This window comes from Vibrio sp. R10-SG-ISO4, assembly GCF_059834135.1.
This window is the reverse complement of the sequence record NZ_JCBDHJ010000008.1, coordinates 389,292-410,342: the sequence shown is the minus strand read 5'-3', so window position 1 is coordinate 410,342 and position 21,051 is coordinate 389,292. Positions and strand designations below refer to the sequence as shown.

The following is a 21,051-nucleotide window of genomic DNA, read 5'->3' as shown; positions in this document are numbered from 1 at the left end:
TTGAGTAACAGTTAAACTGGCTGAACTATGACACCACCGGTTCGATTTGACAACCGTTACGCCCAGTAGCGTACCGGCCCAGTGTCGATGTGAACAAAGTCGCTACTTGGGTAAAACCCAACGCCGCCCGCTTTGAGCTCTCTAGCGGCATCGCGCACTTTCTTCAAGTCCACACCATCGAGGCGAAAATCGATCGCTTGACCAAGCATGTGGTAGCTCTTCTTCGCCACACCACTTGACTGCGCGCGCAGCGCTTCATTGGTGGCTGGAGAGCGGTAGCCGGAGACAATCTGCACTTCGGCTTCGACACCGAGCATAGTTTGTATTTTTGAAATTTGGTCAAACAAACGTTTATCCATTGGGTGAACCTCATTACGTCGAAAGTCACGACATAAATGGTTTAAACGTTTTAGCTCATTTTTAACGTACTTAGCACCGTCAAAGTAACAGGTTTCTAATGCTTCTCCAGTATGGAGATTACTCATAGCGAGGACACGTGGCTGCTGGGCTCGTGATGCGAATGCCACCCCGGGTAGACAACTTGCTACAACAATGCCACTGCCTGCCAACTGAATGAAATGTCTGCGTGATAAATCCAAAACTTTGCACCTTCATCAAATGGGGTAGTTATCAAGATGTCAGGACACTACCCGAGTCTAATAATAAGTGCAAATGCATAAAACGTGCACAATCTCAAAAATTTGAGCGGCACGTTTGCTTAGTAATTGAGCTGTCAGGCTATTTTTGTACGTTGATAGAATTGTAAATTTTTGGTCAGCTTAACTTTTTGTGTAACTGGATTTATCGAGGCGGTAAATATCGTCGCGGTAGTGGACAATCCCTTCCTCATACCATGCCGTTTGATAAATGATGTAAACCGGAATACGCGTGCGCAGCGCTACGGCTTTGTTCGATACCCACTCACTGCGATCGACATCATTGATACTCATGCCTTGCTGAGCAAGAAGCAAGTTGGCGAAGGTGTCCGCATGTTCAACGCGAATACATCCGGAGCTGAACGCTCGCGACGTTTGACTAAAGAGACCTTTGCTTGGCGTGTCGTGCAGATAAATCGCACGCGCGTTGGGGGTATTAAACTTATACAGACCTAAGGCATTGTAGCTGCCCGACATCTGCCGCATCCGATAAGGGAAAGACTTAGGTCTCAAGTTCTGCCAGTCTATCTCGCTGGCCGGAATTGTCTCACTTGATCCCCATTTAGGAATGATCTGGATACTGTGTTTAGCCAGATACTCAGGATCGCGTTTCACCTGAGGAATGATGTCCTCGACCATGATTTTCCATGGGATATTCCAAGTGGGATTGAATATCAAAGAGTCGAGACGGGTTTGCATTACTGGCGTAGGTCGTTTGGTTTTGCCCACAATCACTTTGGATTCGAAAACCGTCTGACCGGCATGCCAATAGTGCATATCAAAGCTCGGCACATTGACCAAAATGAGCGTGTCGCGCTGAGCGGGCCACATTCGCATCCGCTCTGCATTGAGTGCGAGAGTTGTCATCCGTAATTCGATCGGTCGGTTTAGCCAGCCGATGGTCTCACTGCCAATAATGCCATCTTGGGTAAGACCATGTAGCGCTTGAAAGCGTTTAATCGCCGGCTCCAGTGTCACGTCGTACCAACTCACATCGCGCCTGACCTCATCTAAGTTAACGCCGACCATCGCCATACGTTCAAGCAACACGTCACGATCGGTCAGCGTATCCCCCACCCGCTTTAGACCTTGTTGGGTGTATTTGGGCACATCAATCTTTTGATACTTAAGGAGATCCAGATAGCTATCGACCAGCTTTTGATAGCCTTCGCTGTCGGGTGTGTAGGCTTCAATCAACTCAGCGAGCTGCTGATTGTGAGCTGCAGATTGAAAGGCGAGCCAAGCATCACTGCTCAGCTGAGGTAGCGCTGAATTGAGTGAAGCGCCAAAAAACCAACCTTCGCCTTGTGAGCGTGCGTGCTCGGCGTAACTGAGATAGAGCAGCAGTGTGTCAGTGGCGAGGATGTCATACTCATGCCAGCGATTGCTCTTACGAAAGAAGGCCAAATAACTGAGTTGACGTGAAAACAGAGGGCTGAATTGCGCTTGCTGGATAACCTCAAGTTGGAACTCAAGTTTGGTGCTTTGTTGCATATCGAACCAAATCATCTGGTCACTGTTCTGACGATAAGCCTGCTCCACCAGTTGCGGATATTGAACAATCTCATGCACTGGACTGCTACTGTCAATCCAACCGATTTGCTGAAAATGCTCCATGGCTTTGAGTGGGAACGCCATTACTAGGGTTACCCAAACACCGATCATCCATCTCTTCATACGCTCTCTCCGCCGTTTGCTTTTCAGCGTCCATGTGATCAGTATGGCAAAAAATAATGGGCGCGTGTGCACAGTTTATGAGAACGCCCATTAAAAGTGTATGACACTCTATCGCTATTTAATTGAACTATGTGATCCTCGACCAATGGTTGTCCCATTGAACACCCGACTGTTGCCGAGTTTTCACCTTGGGTTGCTCTTGCGAGACCACTTGCCCTGAACCAGAGCTGACCATAAAACGTTGTTGATGAACAACCACACCAGAGGCATCGGCCAGTGCCGACAGTTCCACCAGCTGACCGGTCGCTTTACTCCAAATGCCATAGCAGTTTCCTCTTGGCGAGGTAGCAAGAATCCACTCTTGTGTAGCGGCAATACTGGCAATGTAGTGGTCAAAGCGCGCCCACTCTTCCGGCGCTGCTCGTAACGACACCATCTCTTCACCTGCGCTATGCATAGCCAGCAGTGACGGGGTCGCCTCCGGTTGGCCTCTGTATTGCTGACCGCACAACACGGTTTGATCGCCATCATGGGCGAGATGTCGGATGCTCAAATGCCTATCAGGTAGTGAGACTTGTTCCACCACCTGGCCGTTTGCGTCAAGATAACTTAGGCTCGGCTGCATAGTGGTGAGATTCAAAGGTGTCCGCCCATCAGTGTGTACCCCTCCGACACCAATCACCAAGCGGTCATCAGGCATCACGATCACTTCATGCGGCCCAAGACCAAACCCGGTAAACTCTGCCACTTTCTTATAACCCGCCAGCACGTCGTAGACACCGATGATCCCGCGGCTAGATCCGCGTTCCCCTTCGGTGGCATAAAGCCACTGCCCATCATTGGAGTAGACGCCATGACCGTAGAAATGACGATCACCTGCTGCAGCGCTTAGAGTGACAACGTCACCGGTATCGTAATCAAACACTAAAAAGTAGTGCCCCGGACGACGCGCAAACGCGACCGCGTGGTGAAGCCTTGCGGATGTCGCGACACCATGCCCACGAGACGGGAGCGCGACTTGACGTATCGGCATGCCAGTGGAATCGGCCACCACAGCGCTAAAGCGATTCGGACCCGTCATCGCACAACCAATCAAATCGGGCTGCCCGGTATTCTTTTTCGCCGAGGCGCACCCCATAGGCATCCAAGGCACTGCGGCGCCGAGCAATGCGGCTTTCAATAGCTGTCGGCGTGTTGAATCAGTCACCATCGGTTGCATTAAATCCTATCACCACACCTAACTCGACAGCCACTTCATCGTGAATGAGGTACTTCAGCTGCTCCAACTTATTGTACTGAGCATACGCCTCTCGGTAACCCTCTTTACTCTCAAGCAAAGTAAACAAGCTATCGTCTTTAGGCCATGTGGTACTGATCAGCTCAAATTGGTTGAGCACGCGATCGGCAAGCTCACTGTGTCCCTCGCGGCGTAAACGTGCATCTAAGCCATTACCGCCTGCCAGATAAAGAGCCTGCATCGCCTCGACGTTCGCATACAGATTGGCCATCGATACTTGCGAGCGCCAAGATTCAGCAAAGTAGCGACGCGGCTGACCAAAATCCGCCAGCGGCAAGGTCATCTTTTTCATACTGAATTCGAGTTGATTGGACAGCAACGCTATGTACTCCGCCAGCCATTGCTCATCGTTCAGCGCTTGCCAAGGATTGGTTTTCCACGCTTGGTGAATGGTATTGGCATTGTTGGCGAGTGTTTCGGTGATCGCTTGCGCCGTTTGACAAGTGGTCTGTGAGCGCTCCAGTGACGAACTGGCGTCATAAAGTAACCATTCCACTGCCCCCAATCCTTGCACCGTAACACTTTGCTGCGCGATCTCTGCTGCGGTCCATGTCGATGTCGTTAATGCGCTCATCTTGCGACCCGTGGTGTTCTTTTTATCTGGCCAGAACTGTAGGTTCCAGCTCTGTTCAAGGGCCTGTACCGGCCCGCGCTCCTGACCTTGGAGAGCCATCCAATCTTGCATCGTGGCTTGCCACTGGGTTTTGAGTTCTGGGTCGTGGTGACCATTTTGGCAATAGTTCACCATCTCAAGGTGCAAGGCTTGGGTTGAGTCAGCCAAACGCGCAGCAGCAAGGTATTCCACTTGATAGACACCTTGGCTAACGTGAGACGTGACTTCATAGCCGCTCTCTGACGTCGAGTAAGAGACGCTTTGGCAGCCAGACAAGCTCGCCGCTAAAACAACGGTCGATAGAGTAAAGGGCTTCATAACGTTCCTTATAATGAGTTGAGAAAGGCGACCAACGCCTCACGCTCTTGTTGATTAAATGTCAGTACATGCTGCTTGGCAGGGAGGGCTTCTCCCCCGTGCCACAATACGGCTTCGAGTAAGTTTCGAGCTCTCCCATCGTGGAGGAAGTAGGTATGCCCATTCACTTCTTGGGTATAGCCTATACTCCAAAGCGGCGCGGTACGCCACTCTCGGCCCGTCGCCAAGTATTCAGGCCGATGGTCTGCAAGGCCTTCGCCCATATCATGCAGCAGCAAATCCGTATAAGGGTGAATGCGTTGCCCAGAAAGTGCAGGCAAGCCCTCTCGCTCGGCCGTCACAACGTCCGTTTTATGGCAACTGTCGCAGCCTGCTTGCGCAAACAAAGCCTGTCCCTGCTTCACCTTGGGGTCATTCATATTGCGGCGAATGGGCACCGCTAAGTGCTGAGAGTAGAATTCGACAAAGTCCAAAATATTGTCACTGACTTCAGGTGAACCGCCGTTGGGCAAGTCACGGCATAGGCTTTGCGCTTGCGTGCAATTCTCTTCTGGGAATAAGCGGCTGGTGAGGCCAACATCGCCGTTAAATGCGGCGGCGTTTTGCTGCATCAAGGTCGGTTGCCCCGCTTTCCAGCCAAAACGACCAATGACATGGGCCTGTTTTTCAATATCCCACACGCGGTTAAGTTTGCCTGAGATGCCATCTTGATTCTCATCGTGTTCATCGGCCCACTGCGCAAGTGTGTCATCGGCGATACTTTCCAGTAACCCTAGCCCTATCATCGGTGGCGCAATACGCGCTGAGAGCTGAGTGTCCGGGTGAAGTGGCCCATAGCCAAGATCCGTCAGCTGGACATGAGGTTTACGCAACGTGATGGTGGTGCCATCACTGAAGGTTTCTACATGGTTGGTGTAGGTGATCTTGATTTGCCCTTCCGCTTGCTGATCTTGAATAGCGAAATCTTGCAACTGTGCGCCGTAAGTCGGTTCAGGGATCACGCCATCACGAATGTACGCCGCTTTTTGCTCCGCCGTCATCGCTGGGATGCTGAGTCTTATCAGCATTGACACGGCATGCTGGTCGTTCTCTTCTGGTGGATGACCACGACCATCTTTGATGTGACAGTTTTGACAACCGTTGGTATTAAACAGCGGCCCTAGCCCGTCTCTGGCATCGGTTGATGCAGGCGCTTGTACCCAAGGGTTGCGAAAGAAGCTATTACCGACACTGAAATCCAAACGCTTACTCAAGGGTAAATTCGCCGCTGGGAGCGAATACGCATTCGGTCCCTCTTTGTTTACAGAGGTGGCGCCGCCTGACTTAACTTCATACGCATTCGCCATCGGCTGAAAGGCAAAAGCCAGTATGTATAGAGCCAATGAGCGCGAGGGTCGTTTGCGGGATAACGAAAGAGCTGAGTACAACATGATGAAAGGGACTTTTCCTTAAATCTAAACAAGAACTACTATCAAAAACTACTAGGGAATAAAAACAGCAAAAGGGCTCTAAAAAGAGCCCTTGATTTTGATACCACGATTAAAATTCGTGGTCAGCGGTGTCAGGATTTAGGTTGGTGATACCCACAATTTTCGCCGCGCGCTCGATAGAAGCGGTCTGTGCAACCAGAGACATGATCGCTTCATTGACCAAGGCATTACCTTGCGCATTCCCTGATGCGATCAATTGGTCGAAATACTGACCTTGTTCAGCCGATGTGACCAACTCACCCACTTGGGCGCGTGTCACATCAAACTGCTTTTGGATCTCTGCTGCCGCTTGCGCATCTTTCTGCGTCACTAGATCATGCAGACTTGGGCCTGACAATAGTGTGCCATCTTGACGCTTGTAAAGCCCGGTATAAACGTTGTAGATACCTTGCTCGTTGTAGTAGTGAGAGTTGTGCGTGTTGTCAGAGAAACAATCGTGCTCATCTTCTGTTGAGTTGGCTTCTAGCGCGACTTTCATTCGCTCACCCGCCAGTTCACCAAGAGAGAGTGACCCCATTCCAAACAGCATTTTACGCAAACCGTTCTCAGCAGAATCCGCCAGCAGGGCTTCACGGTAGTTGCCTTTTTCATCGGCAGACCACTGCTTTTCCATCCACTCAAGATCTTGGACCAACAAGTCTGCCGCCGCTTGCAAGTATTGACCACGGCGGTCACAGTGACCATTGGTACAACCTTCCCCCACGACAAAATCTGTGTAAGCACGTGCACCCGCGCCCGCATTGGTACCGTTTAGATCTTGGCCCCAAAGCAAGAATTCAATCGCATGGTAGCCCGATGCCACGTTCGCTTCTGATCCGCCCACTTCATTCAAGTCCGCAATCAACTCAGGCGTGATGGTCGACACATCTAAGGTCGTCGCACCGATCTTCAGCTCTGTGTTGGCAACGATGTTGGCCGCCGCGCCTTCATTACCAAGTTCGTATTGATAGTCGCTCGATACGTAGTCAATCAAACCTTCATCCAGAGGCCAGGCGTTGAGTTGCCCTTCCCAATCATCAACAACGGTGTTACCAAAACGGAACACTTCCGATTGTTGGTAAGGAACGCGTGACGCGAGCCAGGCTTGTTTCACGGCTTCCAGTTTCGCCGCCGATGGATCAGCCAGAAACGACTCGATAGCGTTGTCGAGTGTTTTTGCCGTGATCAGCGCGTCGGCAAAGACAGCGTGTGCAACATCCGCATAGTGTTCGACCACTTGCGCTTGGGTCACGTTGGCTGCGTACAACGATCCACTCGCCAATACGAGTGATGCAGTAACAGATTGAGCGAATAGAGACTTTACGTTCATGAAAGGGGCATCCTTGTTGAGCTTAACTATTATTTATATTAATAGTGCTAATTATTATCATTTGCACTATTAATTCCAATAATACAAATTTACAATTTTTTTGCAAGCAAGGATTCAGTGCGGATATAAAAAAACCTCACAAAGTGAGGTTTTAATAATTGGTGGGAAATGAGTGTGTTACAGATTGAGCTTATGCTTACCGTGCGACACTTTCGCCTGTAAGTAGCCCTGATTTCCCTCTTTGAGGTGAGCAGAGGTATTGACGACTTCTTGAATCTCTATGCCGTGCTCTTTCAACTCTCGAATTTTCTTAGGGTTGTTGGTGACCAATCGGATGGTCTCTACACCCAGCGCTTTGAGCATTTGAGCCGCTTCAGTAAAGTCACGCAAGTCATCGCCAAATCCGAGATGGTTGTTGGCTTCGTAGGTGTTCATCCCTTCACTTTGTAAACGATAGGCGTCGATTTTGTTGTAAAGACCGATGCCCCGCCCCTCTTGACGCAAATACAAAATGATACCGCCGAGCTCACCCATGCGGTTGATGGTTTCGTCCAACTGTTCGCCGCAATCGCAACGAGAGGAATGAAAAACGTCACCGGTCAGGCATTCTGAATGCATGCGAACCAGAGGCGCTTGCTGCGTTTTGTCTGCTTGCTTAAAGATGATCGCGACGTGTTCTTTGTCTGTTTTAAGACCATGAAAAGAAAGGATTTCTGCGTCGATGTTGCTTTGGGCTCCGACTTTAAAATCCACTCTGGCTCTTACTTCCGCCATATGGGTTCTCACTTGCAACTTTCTATTATCATTATACGCGTTCATTGATAGCGCCTTTGCCGTTAACTATGGGGACTCTTACTGTAAAATTCAACGATAAGATCATTTTTGTTATAATATAACATTTTTGCTGTTAAGCAATTACGCTAGGCAATAAAAAACCCCAATCGATTCACTCAGATTGAGGTTGTCAGTCTTTGGTTGTTTAAATGCAGAGCGTGTGGACTTAGCTTTGTTGGCTCTTCCAGATATTGAGCTCAATCCATCGAGCTTCCAACTCTTTTAATTCCTCTTGGGTGAGAACCGCCAATGAGGACTCTTTATTCGCCGCAGGGGGTTGCAGCGCATTGAGCTTAGAGTGAAAGTCTTTTTTCAGTTCTCGGATGATCGCGTCCACTGCTTTTCCTTAACCTTACCTATCGATGATATTTACCTGTGGATGATAATGCACGGTAGCGTCATATTCACACTATAAGTCTCAAACATGATAACAAATTGCGCATATCTTGCATTATGAGGTCAGGTAAATGGGAGCGAAATCACTTTTATTCGCGGTTCAAAATAATCATTTCCCGCTTATGGAAATAAAGCAATCACCCCCGACAAAAGCGGCTGGGCGCCGCGTATTGATTATTTACGACGCCCCAGTTTTACTTGGCCGTCATCACTGAACCACAAGGCTTGATCACGGCGGCGGGCAATCAACATCGGGCCATCATCGTAAAACAAAAAGTTCTTCCAGTGTTTTTTGAAAATGGCCCACTTGGTTTCAATGATGTTATATTTCTCGTAACAAAAATAGACGGTGACATCATCTTGCCAATCAAGATGCTCAAGGACCGCTTGTGGTAAACTCTCGTCATCACTTTCCCAGTTTGCCATCCAGTCAACACTCTCAGACCAATTGCTGGCTTTCATCGGCCAGTCAGATGAGCTAAAGCGCTCTGAATCGGGGCTTTGTGCACTGATGTTCTCTTTCCAGAGCTGCGCAGCTCTCGCTTGTGTCATGGGTTGCAGTTGCACCAAGTCTTCTTCAGGCAATGGCATTGACTGGTGAGTAAAAATCCATTTTCTTTGGTATTCATCCAAAGGTATGTACGACATCAATAGTCCTCTACGTGTTAGTCAGCTTTCAGCCAACCTTTTTTGGTCGCGTCTTCAATCAGGTGTTTGGCTTTGTCCCACAACGCGGTGGAGCCCAACTCAATTTTACGATTCACCGTTAGCGCTTGCTCTCGGCGTACGCCATGCTCCTGCCAACTTTGCCCCTCATTGTGGTAGTTGAGCAACATAGGGATGAGCCTATCGAGCGCCTTGGCGAACTTAGCATCGTCACTTTGGCCTTGTTCAAACTCACACCATAGCTGAAACAGCGCCTCCCCCTGATCGCTAGGAAGCATTGCGAACAGGCGCTGCGCGGCTTTCAGTTCCTTTTCTTCTTGTTCAGCGCTCGCTTTGGCATCATAAACAAAGGTGTCACCGGCATCAATTTCGACAATATCGTGCAGCAGCAGCATTTTCACTACTCGTGCGATGTCGACGGGCTGATTGGCGTGCTCTTGCAGCAACACTGCCATCAAAGCGACATGCCAACTGTGCTCTGCGCTGTTTTCTAATCGGCCCTGCGCGCTCTTGACTCGTGTGCGGCGCAAGACGCTTTTCAATTGGTCGAGCTCAATCAGAAGATTAAGCTGCTGTTCTAAGCGTGTCATTCAATTCGCCTTCCAATGTGGATTAATTAACGACGTCAGTTTGTGATCTTCCCACTGACCATTGATCAATAAGTACGCTTTTGCGAAGCCTTCTGCTTCAAACCCCACTCTCTGCAACACCGCTTCGCTCCTTGTGTTTCTTGGCATATAGCTGGCGTTGATTCGGTGGAGGTTTTGAATCTCAAACATGTAGTTCACCGCTAAACGCAGTGCTCGGGTCATCACACCTCGTCCTAGCGCGCTTTGACCAAGGGAGTAGCCCACCGTGCACGTGTGAGCAGGAAAACGCGAGATATTGCTAAACGAAATCGTGCCAAGCATCTCGCCGGAATCCGTGTCGAGAATAAGCAGATAATAGCCAAGGCCCATCTTGTGCAGTTCATGCAACTTGATCAGGCGTTGAGTCCAGCCTGAGCAGGTATAAAACGGCGCTTCTCGCTCGGGCTCCCAAGGCTTTAGGTGTTCGCGGTTCGCCACAAAGTAATCACTGATCATCTGACCATCGGTCGGCTCTGCCGTGCGCAGTGTGACATCACCATCGACCTCAAATACGCTGGTGGGGGTACTGATTCGCTTCATCTAGTTTTTTCTGATCCCATACTCGCGCAGTTTATTGGCAATAGAGGTGTGCGAGACGTTGAGGCGTTTGGCCAACTTACGACTCGATGGGAACGACTGATACAAACGCTCTAACACCTGTGATTCATAGTCTTTCATAATGTCATCTAATGAACCGTCTAGATTGATCTTGGCGCTGCTGCCGTGGCTGTTTTCTAGTTGCGGAAGATGGAAAAGATCGACCGTTAACGTATCGCTTTCCAGTTCCGTCAGCGCTCTAAGGACCATGTTTTCTAGCTGGCGCATATTCCCCGGCCAATGGTAATTGACCAGTTGATCCACCAAGCCTTCTTGGAGAGTGGGTTTGTCCACACCCAGCTGCTTCATGTATTTAGCGACAAATAGGTCGAGCAATACTGCGATATCGTTAGTGCGCTCACGCAGAGGCGGAATATTGAGGGTGAGGACATTAAGGCGATAAAAAAGATCTTCACGAAACGCTTTTGACTCCGCTAGATCGGCTAAGTTGTGGCGCGTAGAGGCAATCACACGCACATCGACATGCACTTCGTGCTCTTCACCCACTCGGCGGAAGGTGCCATCTTGAAGCAATCGCAGAAGTTTGATCTGCAAATGTGGACTCATTTCACCGATTTCGTCGAGGAACACTGTCCCACCATTGGCTTGTTCAAAGATCCCTTTGTGGCCTTGTTGATGGTTGAATGAGCCCGGCGCGTGACCAAACAGCTCGGTTTCCGCCACATCATCAGGCATCGAGGCACAGCTCAATACCAAAAATGGGTGATCCGCACGATGAGAGCGATTGTGGCATGCACGCGCGAGCATCTCTTTGCCGGTGCCGGTTTCGCCTTGAATCAGCAGGGGTTGATCAAGCATAGAGAGTTTCTTCGCTTGGCTGATCAGCGCTTTATGGCGATTGGAAATACCGACAAAATGCTCAAAGCCGAGGTTGTTGTGCAGTGGGAGCGAGTCATCAAGCAAGCTCTTCTCTTGAGCTGAGCGAATCATCACCATCGCACTGGCGAGTACAGAAACATTGGTTTCATCGGTAATGTAAACCGGCATGACTTCCATTAAGTAATCCAGCCCACCAATCACGATATTTTCCCTTTGGCGATTGATCTTGCCATCTATCCACTTTGAAAAGTTAAAGTTGGGCAGCAGCGAAGCCACAGGGTGACCCAGCATCTCTTGTGGTTCAAGATTGAACAAGCTCGTCGCGGCATGGTTAGCCATGTCGACATTGCCTTTGAGATCAATGGCCAATACAGGCTCAGGTAGATTGTTCAGCAGCGAAATCAGCTCTGTATTGTGGCGCTCCATCGGCATGAACTGAATTTTACGTACGTCGTCGACACCTGAAATGCGGCGTATTTCTGCCATCAGTTCACTGAAGGTGTCAAAGTCGATGTCTGGGCAGTTGAGATAAATGATGCCCGAGATGTCAATTTCGATGCCGCGTAAGTCGATATCCTTAGAGGCAAGGATATCGAGTAGCTCGCGGGTGAGACCAACCCTGTCTTCACATAGTACTTCTAAGCGCACAGATCCGTTCCTAATTTGGGTGTCACGAAAAGTTGACAGAAGTGTCGCCTAAGCCCCGATTTTCGTCAAGCCGCATGCGCTTGCCTGCCTCACATTCGCGCTATTTGACCGATAAAGCGACGACTTTTTCTACAATTTGCTTGCGAATCTCACCCAATCGGACCTGTTTCCCCGCCAGCCAAGGAAGCGGCCTCAATAGTCCCATGGCTTTAATGCCGAGTCTTGCTGTGAGAATGCCAACCCCAAGTCCTTGCCCCGCACGCGCAGACAAGCGACCTGCTAAGTCCATTGACATCAAGTCGATACTGGCATCGACCGCTAATTCACTCGCTCCCGCCGCGGCCATATTGACTAAGGTGGCTTTAAACAGCGTCAGCCGAGACCAATAGCCCAGCTCCACACCGTAGACCGCCGCTAGCTTGTCCACCATCTTGAAATTTCGCCACGCGACCAAGGCCATATCTGCGATCGCCAATGGGCTGATCGCCACTAAAGCCGCGGACTCCGTGGCATGTTGAGTGACAATCGCTTTGGCGCGTCGGTCTTGCTCTGCGATGACCAACGCATCAAACAGTTCTAGAATCTCAGCGTCGCTGTGAGACTGGGTCACCGCCTCTTGCCAACGCTGAAAATCAGGGCTCTTGTCATCAAGACCACTTTGCTTGGCCAACTGCTCACAAAATGCCTTCGCTTGGCCAACACTGTTGGCCTCCAACAGCGCTTGGCTTTGTTCTTGTACGCTAAAATGGTGACGCAAGCGGCGCAGTTTCCATAACTCTTTCACCAGCACTGTTACACCAAGGCCGGCCAACGCCGCGACAAATCCAGTCCACCCTAATGTCAGCCAATCCCCTGCTTGAATTGCACTGTAGAGTGAATCGACCGCTTGCCAGCCCACCAATCCAGCAAAGGCGCTAAGCAACACTGTCACCCAACGACTGGTGCGTTTTTTCGGTCGCAAGTTTTCTAGCTTCTCAATGGCCTCATCCGCTTCCACCTCATCATCAATGCTAACGGGCGCGAAGGACTCTTGGGACGAGAAAGCCTGCTTGAGAGTCAAGTCGTCCGCCTGTGACTCTGCCTCCCCTTGGCACTGCGTGTCCTCATTGGGCGTGGACTCAAAGACCTGCTTTTTCTTCAAGCGAGGTTCACTGTGGTGCTCTTCATGCTGATTCATTTCAATTTATCTCCCAGCAAAAACTGCAGAACTTTATCCATTCGGATATGAGGTAGTGGCGCATCGAGCTGTGCTTTTTGCGGTCTAAATTCCGTGAACTCAAAACCGTGCTGCTGCCAATAGCTGGCACCGGGCAGTTTTCTCGGCACTTCGCCGGGATAAATGGTTTGCGGCTCACCGCCAAGGTCGACACCTCTTAGTGCAGGGTAAGACGTCCCCGCTTTGGTCACAAAGCCCGGTTGGGTTGCCTGTACGGAAGCAATGGAGAGGCACTGCATCTCGATATTCTCAAACGTGGTGGCTTGCCATGCTGGGTAAACCATCTGGCCCAGCAGTGATACCAAGTGTGGGTGCTGATCGGGCGTCACATGATCGGCTTTGGTAGCGGCAAACAAAATCTTGTCGATAGTAGGTGAGAACAGACGTCGCAACAAGTGGCTTTTCCCATAGCGAAAACTGCCCATCAGTTGCTCTAACGCGCCGCGCATATCATGAAAAGCATCAGCGCCCGCGTTGAGCGGCTGCAAACAATCCACCAGCACAATTTGGCGATCAAACGTTGCGAAATGGTGCTTATAAAATGCTTTGACAACCTTAGTTTGGTATTCGTGATAGCGCGCTCTGAGCATCGCTAACTGGCTGTCTTTGTTTACTTGTTTCCCTTGTTCTTTCTCCACATAAGGGAAAAATTGCAATACAGGTGCCCCGGTCAAATCGCCCGGCAAAACAAATCTCCCCGGCTGTACCCAGTGTAGCCCCGCGGCTTTACAGGCATGCAAATAGTCGGCGTAGGCGGCTGACAGTGCGGCCAGTTGGTCTTCATCGGCGTCCGCTTGGGGCGAAAATTGCGCTAACTGACTAAGCCAAGGCTCGGCCAGTTGAGCTCTTTCGCCTTTCAACGCAGCAAATTGCTGCTCAGACCATTGATCAAAATCCATCTCCAACAACGGCAAATCCAGCAGCCACTCGCCTGGATAATCAATAATATCAATATTGAGCGTTGCACTGCTGCCAAGCAACTTTTTGCTTCGCTTCTTCGGTTTGTATTTAAGCGCTAAGCGAATTTCACTCACGTCACGAGTGGGTAACGGCCAATCGGGCTGCTCTGCATACAAGACCCGCATCGCCTCATCATAGGCAAAGCGCGGCACCATGAGATTGGTTTGTGGTTCACGTCGCGCACCAATAATTCGCTTTTCACGCGAGGCTTCCAGCAAGGGAAGCGCCTCATGGGTCGAGGCATGCAGCAGTTGATTGACGAGCGAGCTGATAAACGCGGTTTTCCCTGCACGAGATAACCCCGTGACCGCGATTCGCACGTGAGAATCCATACTGCGACTGAGCAAATCTTGCATCTCTTGTGAGAGCTGTTTTATCGGCGTGGGAATGGACATGAATGGCCTCTTTTGATCATTTGTACTAAAGGTACCGACTTCAATCTTAATCAAAGATGAACAAAAAAGCCCCTGATTAAAATCAGAGGCTTAGCAAATCGAGATTGCGCTTGAGCGTCGCTTAATCGTCTTCAATCAATTTGTAGATAACAAACAAGCTAATCTCAACCAATACAAACAGCACACAGGTAATGGTGACGTATTTCTCATTGAAGATACTGATACCGTGCAGAATTAAGTCGTAGCCGATGAAGGCGCCAACAACCGCAGCGATGATCAGCTGTAAGATTTGTACAAAACGAGGCATGTGCACTCCTAATACCAGTAGACGTTCAACAAAAGGTGCGACTCATTCGCACCTTTGTCAACTGATTCCTAATGAAATCAGCGATTTCTCACACTTAAGCTTGGCTTCCCATCTCTTGGATTTTCACTTTCCAAGTGTCTGGGCCAATCTGGTGAGCGTTCACACCATTGGAGTCGACGGCGACAGAAACGGGCATATCTTCCACTTCGAATTCGTAGATCGCTTCCATACCCAAATCTTCAAAGGCGACGACACGCGCTTTTTTGATCGCTTTCGCCACTAGGTAAGCCGCGCCGCCTACGGCCATCAAATAGACCGCTTTGTGTTTTTTGATCGATTCCACCGTTGCCGGGCCGCGTTCGGCTTTGCCTATCATGCCCATGATGCCGGTTTGTTCGAGCATCATATCGGTGAATTTGTCCATACGGGTTGAGGTGGTTGGCCCAGCAGGCCCAACGACTTCATCGCCCACCGCATCAACGGGGCCCACGTAGTAGATAAACTTGCCTTTTAAGTCCACGCCTTCAGGCAAGCCTTCACCGCTCTCTAGCATCCCTTGAATGCGTTTGTGCGCCGCATCTCGGCCGGTCAGAATTTTACCTGACAACAGCACCGTTTCACCGGTTTTCCATTGCTCAATGTCTGCTTGCGTCACGGTATCTAGATTCACTCTGCGAGTATTTTCGCCCGCTTCCCAGGTAATGTCTGGCCACTCTTCGAGTTTCGGCGGCGTCAGATCCGCAGGGCCGCTGCCATCAAGCGTAAAGTGCACGTGGCGCGTCGCAGCGCAGTTCGGGATTAGACAAACAGGTTTGGAGGCTGCATGAGTAGGCGCGGTTTTGATTTTAACGTCAACAACCGTCGTTAAGCCGCCTAAACCTTGCGCGCCGATACCTAGACGGTTCACACGGTTGAAGATGTCTAAACGAAGCTCCTCTTCTGCGTTCTGCGGGCCGCGTTCGATGAGCTCTTGAATATCAATGTGCTCCATTAATGATTCTTTCGCCAATACCGCCGCTTTTTCAGCAGTGCCACCGATACCAATGCCCAGCATACCCGGTGGACACCAACCTGCGCCCATAGTTGGCAAGGTTTTCTCTACCCACTCTGCAATATCATCGGATGGGTTGAGCATCACCATTTTGGTTTTATTTTCACTGCCGCCGCCTTTGGCCGCAATTTGAATTTCAACTTTGTCACCCGGCACCATATTGATGTGTACCACCGCTGGCGTGTTGTCTTTGGTATTAATGCGTTTACCGGCAGGGTCCATCAGTACTGAGGCGCGCAGTGGGTTGTCAGGGTTGGTATAGGCTTGGCGCACACCCTCATCGACCATTTCCTGCACCGTCATGTCGGTGGAGTCCCATTGCACGGCCATGCCGATATTGACAAAACAGGTCACAATGCCGGTGTCTTGGCAGATAGGTCGGTGCCCTTCTGCGGACATGCGCGAGTTAATTAGAATTTGAGCAATCGCGTCTTTCGCGGCTTGGCTCTCTTCCTTGTGGTAGGCTTTTTCTAGGGCTTGAACAAAGTCCAATGGGTGGTAGTAAGAGATGTACTGAAGTGCGTCAGCCACACTGCTGATCACATCCTGCTTGCGAATTACCGTCATTGCATGCCTCTTTTATCGTTATGCTTCCTTATTATAAGGCCGATAGATACGCGTTTGCTTAAGAGGAGTCGTATGACCAACGCCGTAATAGGGTCAAACGCCGATGTAGCGACCTGAGTTGCCATTATGATACTCTTGCTTTCCCTCTGATACCATGCAACGAACGATCTCTTTGTCACAAATTAAACAAATGAATAACAACGCGCCAAATGGCTTACAAATCAAACCTCTTTCTTATGATCCGCACTTAGCGACGACGCTATTTGCCCCGATTTCGTCGATGCCGTGGGCGATGTTGTTACGCTCACCGTCACGAGATCATGTCGACAGCCGTTTCGATATTCTGGTTGCCCAGCCGATTGCCACCGTCACAACGCGTGGCGATACCAGTACGGTGGTCACGCCTGAGGGGGAAAAGGACAGTAAGTTAGACCCTTTTCAGCTGCTCGACGACACGCAACAGCGCTGGCTAAGTGACACAGACTACGACGGGGAACTGCCCTTTGTTGGCGGTGCATTGGGTTATTTTGCTTACGATTTGGGCCGCCGCGTGGAACAGTTACCTGTGCATGCGATACACGATCTCACCGCGCCAGATATGGCCGTCGGCCTGTATCGCTGGGCACTGGTGGTCGATCACTCGCAACAGAGTGCGGTTTTGGTTGGTGAAGACATCGAGGCTGCGCACCAATGGTTGTTTGCTCAATCAGAGGTATCCTCGCCGACGTTTGCGCTGCAAGCGCCGTGGCAATCGAATATGACGCCAGCGGATTACGCGCGCAAGTTTGACCAAGTGCAGCAATATCTGCGCTCGGGCGACTGTTACCAAATCAACTTGGCGCAGCGTTTTCAAGCCCCTTATCTAGGTGATGAGTGGCAAGCGTATCAAAAACTCGAAGCGGTCAATCAAAGCCCTTTTTCTGCCTTTATTCGCACCGAGCAAGGCGCGATTTTGAGTGTTTCTCCCGAGCGTTTTCTGCAGCTCAATGGCGGCCAGATCGAGACCAAACCGATTAAAGGCACCCGACCACGCTACACCAACCCTGAACGCGACAAGCTCGCCGCTGACGATTTATTGAACGCGGAGAAAGATCAAGCGGAAAACTTGATGATTGTCGATTTGCTGCGAAATGATGTTGGCCGCGTCGCAGAACCAGGCAGTGTTGCCGTTCCGAAATTGTTTGATATTGAGAGCTTCCCAGCGGTGCACCATTTGGTAAGCACGATTACCGCCAAGTTGGACTCGTCATACCGTGCCAGTGATTTGCTACGTGCGTGTTTTCCGGGGGGATCCATTACCGGCGCACCCAAAGTGCGCGCGATGGAGATCATCGAAGAGTTGGAACCGCATCGTCGCAATGCTTATTGTGGCAGCATTGGCTACATCAGTCGCCACGGCCGAATGGACACCAGCATCACTATTCGCACCCTAGTGGCAGAAGGCGGCCAGATGTACGTTTGGGCAGGAGGCGGTTTGGTGGCTGACAGTCAAAATGATGCCGAATATCAAGAGACGCTCGATAAGCTCAGCCGCATTTTACCCGTGTTGAGTGCTTAACCCCACTTTTCAAGCATCAGATGTAGATCTTTGGCAGTGTAGGGTTTGGTCAGAATGTCGTTCATCCCACTCTCGATGCAGCGCTCGCGCTCTTCGAGCGTGGTGCCGGCAGTCAACGCGATAATGGGTAAAGTGTAGTTTTGATCGCGTAAATATTGCGTCGCCTCAAACCCGTCCATTTCGGGCATGCGACAATCCATGAAAATCAAATCGTAGTGACGCTGTGTGACCGCCTCGACAGCTTCCAGCCCGTTGTTAGCAATATCAGGCACAATAGCGAGTTTTTTCAACATCTGGTTGATGATCACTTGGTTCATGCGGATATCATCCACTACTAAAATGGTGAGATCGTCTAAAGGTTTTTGGTGTTTTTTCGCTTCGACCTGACCCGACGACCACTCTTCTATTGAAGCCAAGGTCAAGGGAATATGAAAAGAGAAACAACTGCCTTTGCCCTTCTCGCTATCTGCTGCGATCTCACCGCCCATCAGCTCCACAAGATTTTTCGAGATGGCGAGCCCAAGTCCAGTGCCCTCATAGTTACGTTTTGCCGTTCGGTCAGCTTGGACAAATGGCGTAAACAGCTGCTCTAACGAATCAAAATCAATCCCTATCCCCGTATCGACCACCTTGATGTGTAACTGCCCCTCTTGCCACTTCGCAGAGACACTCACTTGACCTTGTTCGGTAAACTTAACCGCATTGCCGACTAAATTGACTAAGATTTGACTGATGCGTTCAAAGTCACCAGTGAAGGCTTCTGGCAATTCCGTGCACTCGTCGATAATAAAACCAATGCCTTTTTCTCTCGCTCTTGGTTCAAACACACCGAGTAACATGGCTAGGATGTCCGCCCAGAGGAAGGTTTTGGGAATCAATTCCATCATCCCAGCGCTCATCTTACTGAAATCAAGAATGTCATTGATGATATGGCGCAGCAGGCCACCCGAATGGGCTAAGTTAGTGAGTAAGGTTCGCTGCTCTTCGTTTAGCTCCGTTTCAGACAGCAGCTCTGCACTGCCGAGCAATCCGTTAAGAGGTGTGCGTAACTCATGGTTGATCATCGCGACAAATTCCTTGGTCGCTTTCTCTGACTCCTCGGCACGTGCGCGCGCTTCTTGGTTACTGGTCATAATAAGCTGGCGACTGATGGCATTGCAGAGCAGCTCGCCTACCAGCGCGATTTGGCTCTCGATAAAATCGGCCTCTATCACGCTCGGTTCTACCTCTACACAGAGTTCACCTATCACCGCGTAATCCACTTCAAGTGGCAGCCTGAGTGTCGTCTCATCCCAAACCGCATAAGGCTTGATACTCTCGAGCGTGGTTTGGCTACCTTGACCAAATTGGTCGGCGATCACCGTAGGCAATAAGTTGGGTGAGATAAACACCCCTGCACGTAGGACGACGGAAGAGGATTGAATCCGCTCTAGGAAATTGGCAATTAAGCCATCATCAAGTGTGCGACTTAAGAACGCCCGGCCAAAATGGATCAACGCTTCGTTGATCTGCTGCTCAAAATCGAGCTTGCGTAAATCTTTGTGGGTTTGTTTTTTGAGTTGCGCTAAGACCAACTGAAGCTGCTGATTCGCCTCATACAGCTCCAAACTTTTATTTTCGAGCAGCTTTTCTGCTTGCTTACGCGCAGCGATCTCTCTCGCCAACTTGCGCTCTAGCGGCGATGGACTATCCATAGGCTAGCCTTCGAGTACCACATGGAAACGCACGTCATCCCCCGCGCCGGTCTTGTCTTTCATTTCAATCGCCAATGTTTCACCAAAATGGCGCGCGCAACCCTCAAGCAGGCCAAGGCAAACATGCGACATACATCGGGCACTTTGATAATCAAACACCACTTCAGATTCACTTTCTGAGATAAACACAAACTTCGGTGGATTGGCTTCGGCGTAAAGCTTTTTCACCTCAATATGAATGTAGTCTTCTACCAATTTGATAAATTGCAGTGAGTTTTTACAGCCGCCCAAACTGTTGGCGTCAGGCAAGGTCGCGAACAGATTATCAAACACGCTTTGGCCAAAGACGCGCTGCAAATCTTCAGGCGAAATGCCGGTTTGTTTGCTCAAGATAACAATCAACTTGACCAAATTTTTGTGATCGTAGCTGCCAACCGACGTGTAGATCCCGCTGTCTTGCGCTTCGTCTAAGATGGCGTCTAACTGCTCAAGACCAAATTTCTCCTCGACCAAGGCGAGAAACTCAGTGAATATAATGCCCTTCATAAAATACGCTATCCTTGCAATAACCATTACCCAATAAAGCATGATCCATAAGCGGCGGTTTTTCAAATAACGACCAAGGGCTAAGATATTGTCTGTGCTAAATAAAAATCACTTAATACAACGTTTTCAGTTTCTTCAAACCGTGGATTATCATCAGGAAGCACTGAAACGCGTCTCACACTTCAAAGCGGAATCGCTGCGCCCAGCGTCAGTGCTGATAGGCTTTGTTGAGCGTGATAATGGCCTGCACGTGCTGTTTACTAAACGGGCCGCGCACTTAAAGCATCACCCGGGTCAGGTGAGCTTTCCGGGCGGAAAGTATGAAACGAGTGATGGCACACTGATCCAAACAGCGCTGCGAGAGACTCAAGAAGAAATTGGTATCGACCCTAAGCGCATCGCCATTTTTGGCCAGATGCCTGAACTTGTCACCGTCAGCCGATTTACGGTCACGCCCTTTCTCGCCTTTATCGAGCCGGACTACACCCCACGCATTGACACCAATGAAGTGGCAGAAGTGTTTGAAGTCCCCCTGAACTTAGTGTTGGATCGATCCAAATTGGTCAGTCAGCACTTTCTCATCAACCAGAATCGACATCGAGTGTTCGGTCTCTCTTACCAGCACCATTTTATCTGGGGGATGACGGCGCAGATCATTCAAGCGCTGCAACAACATTTATCGCTCCCTCGCAGATAAGTGATCTTATTTCATCCATTCACATCAACTTTATTCATCCAACACAACCAATCGTTTGCGCCAACCTCAAATTAGCCACCTTTTAGTCAG

At 50.0% G+C, this 21,051-nt stretch carries 20 protein-coding genes; 2 read left to right on the top strand and 18 right to left on the bottom strand.

Annotation, left to right across the window (positions count from 1 at the left end):
* Positions 1-56: 56 nt before the first annotated feature.
* The 16 genes from mepK to AC6R03_RS05550 all read right to left on the bottom strand — a co-directional run bounded on the left by mepK (position 57) and on the right by AC6R03_RS05550 (position 16,466).
* On the bottom strand, positions 57-599 hold the full coding sequence (gene mepK, locus AC6R03_RS05625; protein WP_334552401.1) for a peptidoglycan L,D-endopeptidase MepK: 543 nt from the start codon (positions 597-599) through the stop codon (positions 57-59).
* A 180-nt stretch (positions 600-779) separates the two neighbouring features.
* The gene (locus AC6R03_RS05620; protein ID WP_500630429.1) at positions 780-2,333 is read right to left on the bottom strand and encodes a L,D-transpeptidase family protein; all 1,554 of its coding nucleotides are present in this window, start codon (positions 2,331-2,333) and stop codon (positions 780-782) included.
* Between the two features lie 127 nt (positions 2,334-2,460).
* Complete coding sequence (locus AC6R03_RS05615) at positions 2,461-3,543, bottom strand: DUF1513 domain-containing protein (RefSeq protein WP_500630428.1); 1,083 nt, start codon at positions 3,541-3,543, stop codon at positions 2,461-2,463.
* A complete protein-coding gene (locus AC6R03_RS05610) occupies positions 3,533-4,561 on the bottom strand; it encodes an imelysin family protein (protein ID WP_500630427.1) in 1,029 nt (342 codons plus the stop codon). Before AC6R03_RS05610 ends, AC6R03_RS05615 begins: the two co-directional genes overlap by 11 nt.
* A gap of 8 nt (positions 4,562-4,569) precedes the next feature.
* A complete protein-coding gene (locus AC6R03_RS05605) occupies positions 4,570-5,907 on the bottom strand; it encodes a di-heme oxidoreductase family protein (protein ID WP_500630462.1) in 1,338 nt (445 codons plus the stop codon).
* Positions 5,908-6,100: 193 nt separating this feature from the next.
* A complete protein-coding gene (locus tag AC6R03_RS05600; RefSeq protein ID WP_500630425.1) occupies positions 6,101-7,360 on the bottom strand; it encodes an imelysin family protein in 1,260 nt (419 codons plus the stop codon).
* Between the two features lie 177 nt (positions 7,361-7,537).
* The gene (locus AC6R03_RS05595) at positions 7,538-8,179 is read right to left on the bottom strand and encodes a GTP cyclohydrolase II (RefSeq protein WP_420378209.1); all 642 of its coding nucleotides are present in this window, start codon (positions 8,177-8,179) and stop codon (positions 7,538-7,540) included.
* A gap of 181 nt (positions 8,180-8,360) precedes the next feature.
* Positions 8,361-8,531: a hypothetical protein gene (locus AC6R03_RS05590; protein ID WP_500629764.1), complete on the bottom strand. Its 171-nt coding sequence runs from the start codon at positions 8,529-8,531 to the stop codon at positions 8,361-8,363.
* Between the two features lie 233 nt (positions 8,532-8,764).
* Positions 8,765-9,238 carry a DUF2947 domain-containing protein gene (locus tag AC6R03_RS05585; protein ID WP_487901217.1) on the bottom strand — a complete coding sequence of 158 codons (474 nt, stop codon included), beginning with the start codon at positions 9,236-9,238 and terminating at the stop codon, positions 8,765-8,767.
* Between the two features lie 17 nt (positions 9,239-9,255).
* Complete coding sequence (locus tag AC6R03_RS05580; protein ID WP_500627588.1) at positions 9,256-9,846, bottom strand: HD domain-containing protein; 591 nt, start codon at positions 9,844-9,846, stop codon at positions 9,256-9,258.
* A complete protein-coding gene (gene rimJ, locus AC6R03_RS05575; protein WP_500629765.1) occupies positions 9,847-10,425 on the bottom strand; it encodes a ribosomal protein S5-alanine N-acetyltransferase in 579 nt (192 codons plus the stop codon). It abuts the gene before it with no gap.
* Positions 10,426-11,970, bottom strand: coding sequence for a transcriptional regulator TyrR (gene tyrR, locus AC6R03_RS05570; RefSeq protein ID WP_500630424.1), 1,545 nt, complete (start codon positions 11,968-11,970; stop codon positions 10,426-10,428).
* Between the two features lie 100 nt (positions 11,971-12,070).
* Entirely contained in the window at positions 12,071-13,147 is a 1,077-nt protein-coding gene (locus AC6R03_RS05565; protein ID WP_500630423.1) for a YcjF family protein, read from the bottom strand.
* Positions 13,144-14,523, bottom strand: a complete 1,380-nt coding sequence (locus tag AC6R03_RS05560) for a YcjX family GTP-binding protein (protein ID WP_500630461.1) — start codon at positions 14,521-14,523, stop codon at positions 13,144-13,146. Before AC6R03_RS05560 ends, AC6R03_RS05565 begins: the two co-directional genes overlap by 4 nt.
* A 139-nt stretch (positions 14,524-14,662) precedes the next feature.
* Positions 14,663-14,848 (bottom strand): hypothetical protein, encoded by a 186-nt coding sequence (locus tag AC6R03_RS05555; protein ID WP_334552412.1) that lies wholly within the window; start codon positions 14,846-14,848, stop codon positions 14,663-14,665.
* A gap of 94 nt (positions 14,849-14,942) precedes the next feature.
* Positions 14,943-16,466, bottom strand: coding sequence for a fumarate hydratase (locus AC6R03_RS05550; RefSeq protein WP_500630422.1), 1,524 nt, complete (start codon positions 16,464-16,466; stop codon positions 14,943-14,945).
* 190 nt (positions 16,467-16,656) lie between these two features.
* Between AC6R03_RS05550 and pabB the strand changes: the two genes are divergently transcribed.
* A complete protein-coding gene (gene pabB / locus AC6R03_RS05545) occupies positions 16,657-18,024 on the top strand; it encodes an aminodeoxychorismate synthase component 1 (protein WP_500630460.1) in 1,368 nt (455 codons plus the stop codon).
* Here pabB and AC6R03_RS05540 read toward each other — a convergent pair.
* Both AC6R03_RS05540 and AC6R03_RS05535 read right to left on the bottom strand, forming a co-directional pair.
* A complete protein-coding gene (locus tag AC6R03_RS05540) occupies positions 18,021-19,718 on the bottom strand; it encodes an ATP-binding protein (RefSeq protein WP_500630421.1) in 1,698 nt (565 codons plus the stop codon). The two genes, pabB and AC6R03_RS05540, sit on opposite strands and share 4 nt — an antisense overlap.
* Positions 19,719-19,721: 3 nt before the next feature.
* The gene (locus tag AC6R03_RS05535) at positions 19,722-20,264 is read right to left on the bottom strand and encodes a heme NO-binding domain-containing protein (protein ID WP_500630420.1); all 543 of its coding nucleotides are present in this window, start codon (positions 20,262-20,264) and stop codon (positions 19,722-19,724) included.
* An 85-nt stretch (positions 20,265-20,349) separates the two neighbouring features.
* On the opposite strand from AC6R03_RS05535, the gene AC6R03_RS05530 reads away from it, so the two are divergent.
* Positions 20,350-20,961 (top strand): CoA pyrophosphatase, encoded by a 612-nt coding sequence (locus AC6R03_RS05530; RefSeq protein WP_500630459.1) that lies wholly within the window; start codon positions 20,350-20,352, stop codon positions 20,959-20,961.
* Positions 20,962-21,051 lie beyond the last annotated feature (90 nt).

What these genes read in the sequence shown, in the direction of transcription:
- AC6R03_RS05620 (WP_500630429.1), bottom strand. Translation starts at nt 2,333, where the DNA reads ATGAAGAGATGGATGATCGGTGTTTGGGTAACCCTAGTAATGGCGTTC.
- AC6R03_RS05615 (WP_500630428.1), bottom strand. Translation starts at nt 3,543, where the DNA reads ATGGTGACTGATTCAACACGCCGACAGCTATTGAAAGCCGCATTGCTC.
- AC6R03_RS05610 (WP_500630427.1), bottom strand. Translation starts at nt 4,561, where the DNA reads ATGAAGCCCTTTACTCTATCGACCGTTGTTTTAGCGGCGAGCTTGTCT.
- AC6R03_RS05605 (WP_500630462.1), bottom strand. Translation starts at nt 5,907, where the DNA reads ATGGCGAATGCGTATGAAGTTAAGTCAGGCGGCGCCACCTCTGTAAAC.
- AC6R03_RS05600 (WP_500630425.1), bottom strand. Translation starts at nt 7,360, where the DNA reads ATGAACGTAAAGTCTCTATTCGCTCAATCTGTTACTGCATCACTCGTA.
- AC6R03_RS05595 (WP_420378209.1), bottom strand. Translation starts at nt 8,179, where the DNA reads ATGAACGCGTATAATGATAATAGAAAGTTGCAAGTGAGAACCCATATG.
- AC6R03_RS05585 (WP_487901217.1), bottom strand. Translation starts at nt 9,238, where the DNA reads ATGTCGTACATACCTTTGGATGAATACCAAAGAAAATGGATTTTTACT.
- AC6R03_RS05580 (WP_500627588.1), bottom strand. Translation starts at nt 9,846, where the DNA reads ATGACACGCTTAGAACAGCAGCTTAATCTTCTGATTGAGCTCGACCAA.
- rimJ (WP_500629765.1), bottom strand. Translation starts at nt 10,425, where the DNA reads ATGAAGCGAATCAGTACCCCCACCAGCGTATTTGAGGTCGATGGTGAT.
- AC6R03_RS05565 (WP_500630423.1), bottom strand. Translation starts at nt 13,147, where the DNA reads ATGAATCAGCATGAAGAGCACCACAGTGAACCTCGCTTGAAGAAAAAG.
- AC6R03_RS05555 (WP_334552412.1), bottom strand. Translation starts at nt 14,848, where the DNA reads ATGCCTCGTTTTGTACAAATCTTACAGCTGATCATCGCTGCGGTTGTT.
- AC6R03_RS05550 (WP_500630422.1), bottom strand. Translation starts at nt 16,466, where the DNA reads ATGACGGTAATTCGCAAGCAGGATGTGATCAGCAGTGTGGCTGACGCA.
- pabB (WP_500630460.1), top strand. Translation starts at nt 16,657, where the DNA reads ATGAATAACAACGCGCCAAATGGCTTACAAATCAAACCTCTTTCTTAT.
- AC6R03_RS05540 (WP_500630421.1), bottom strand. Translation starts at nt 19,718, where the DNA reads ATGGATAGTCCATCGCCGCTAGAGCGCAAGTTGGCGAGAGAGATCGCT.
- AC6R03_RS05535 (WP_500630420.1), bottom strand. Translation starts at nt 20,264, where the DNA reads ATGAAGGGCATTATATTCACTGAGTTTCTCGCCTTGGTCGAGGAGAAA.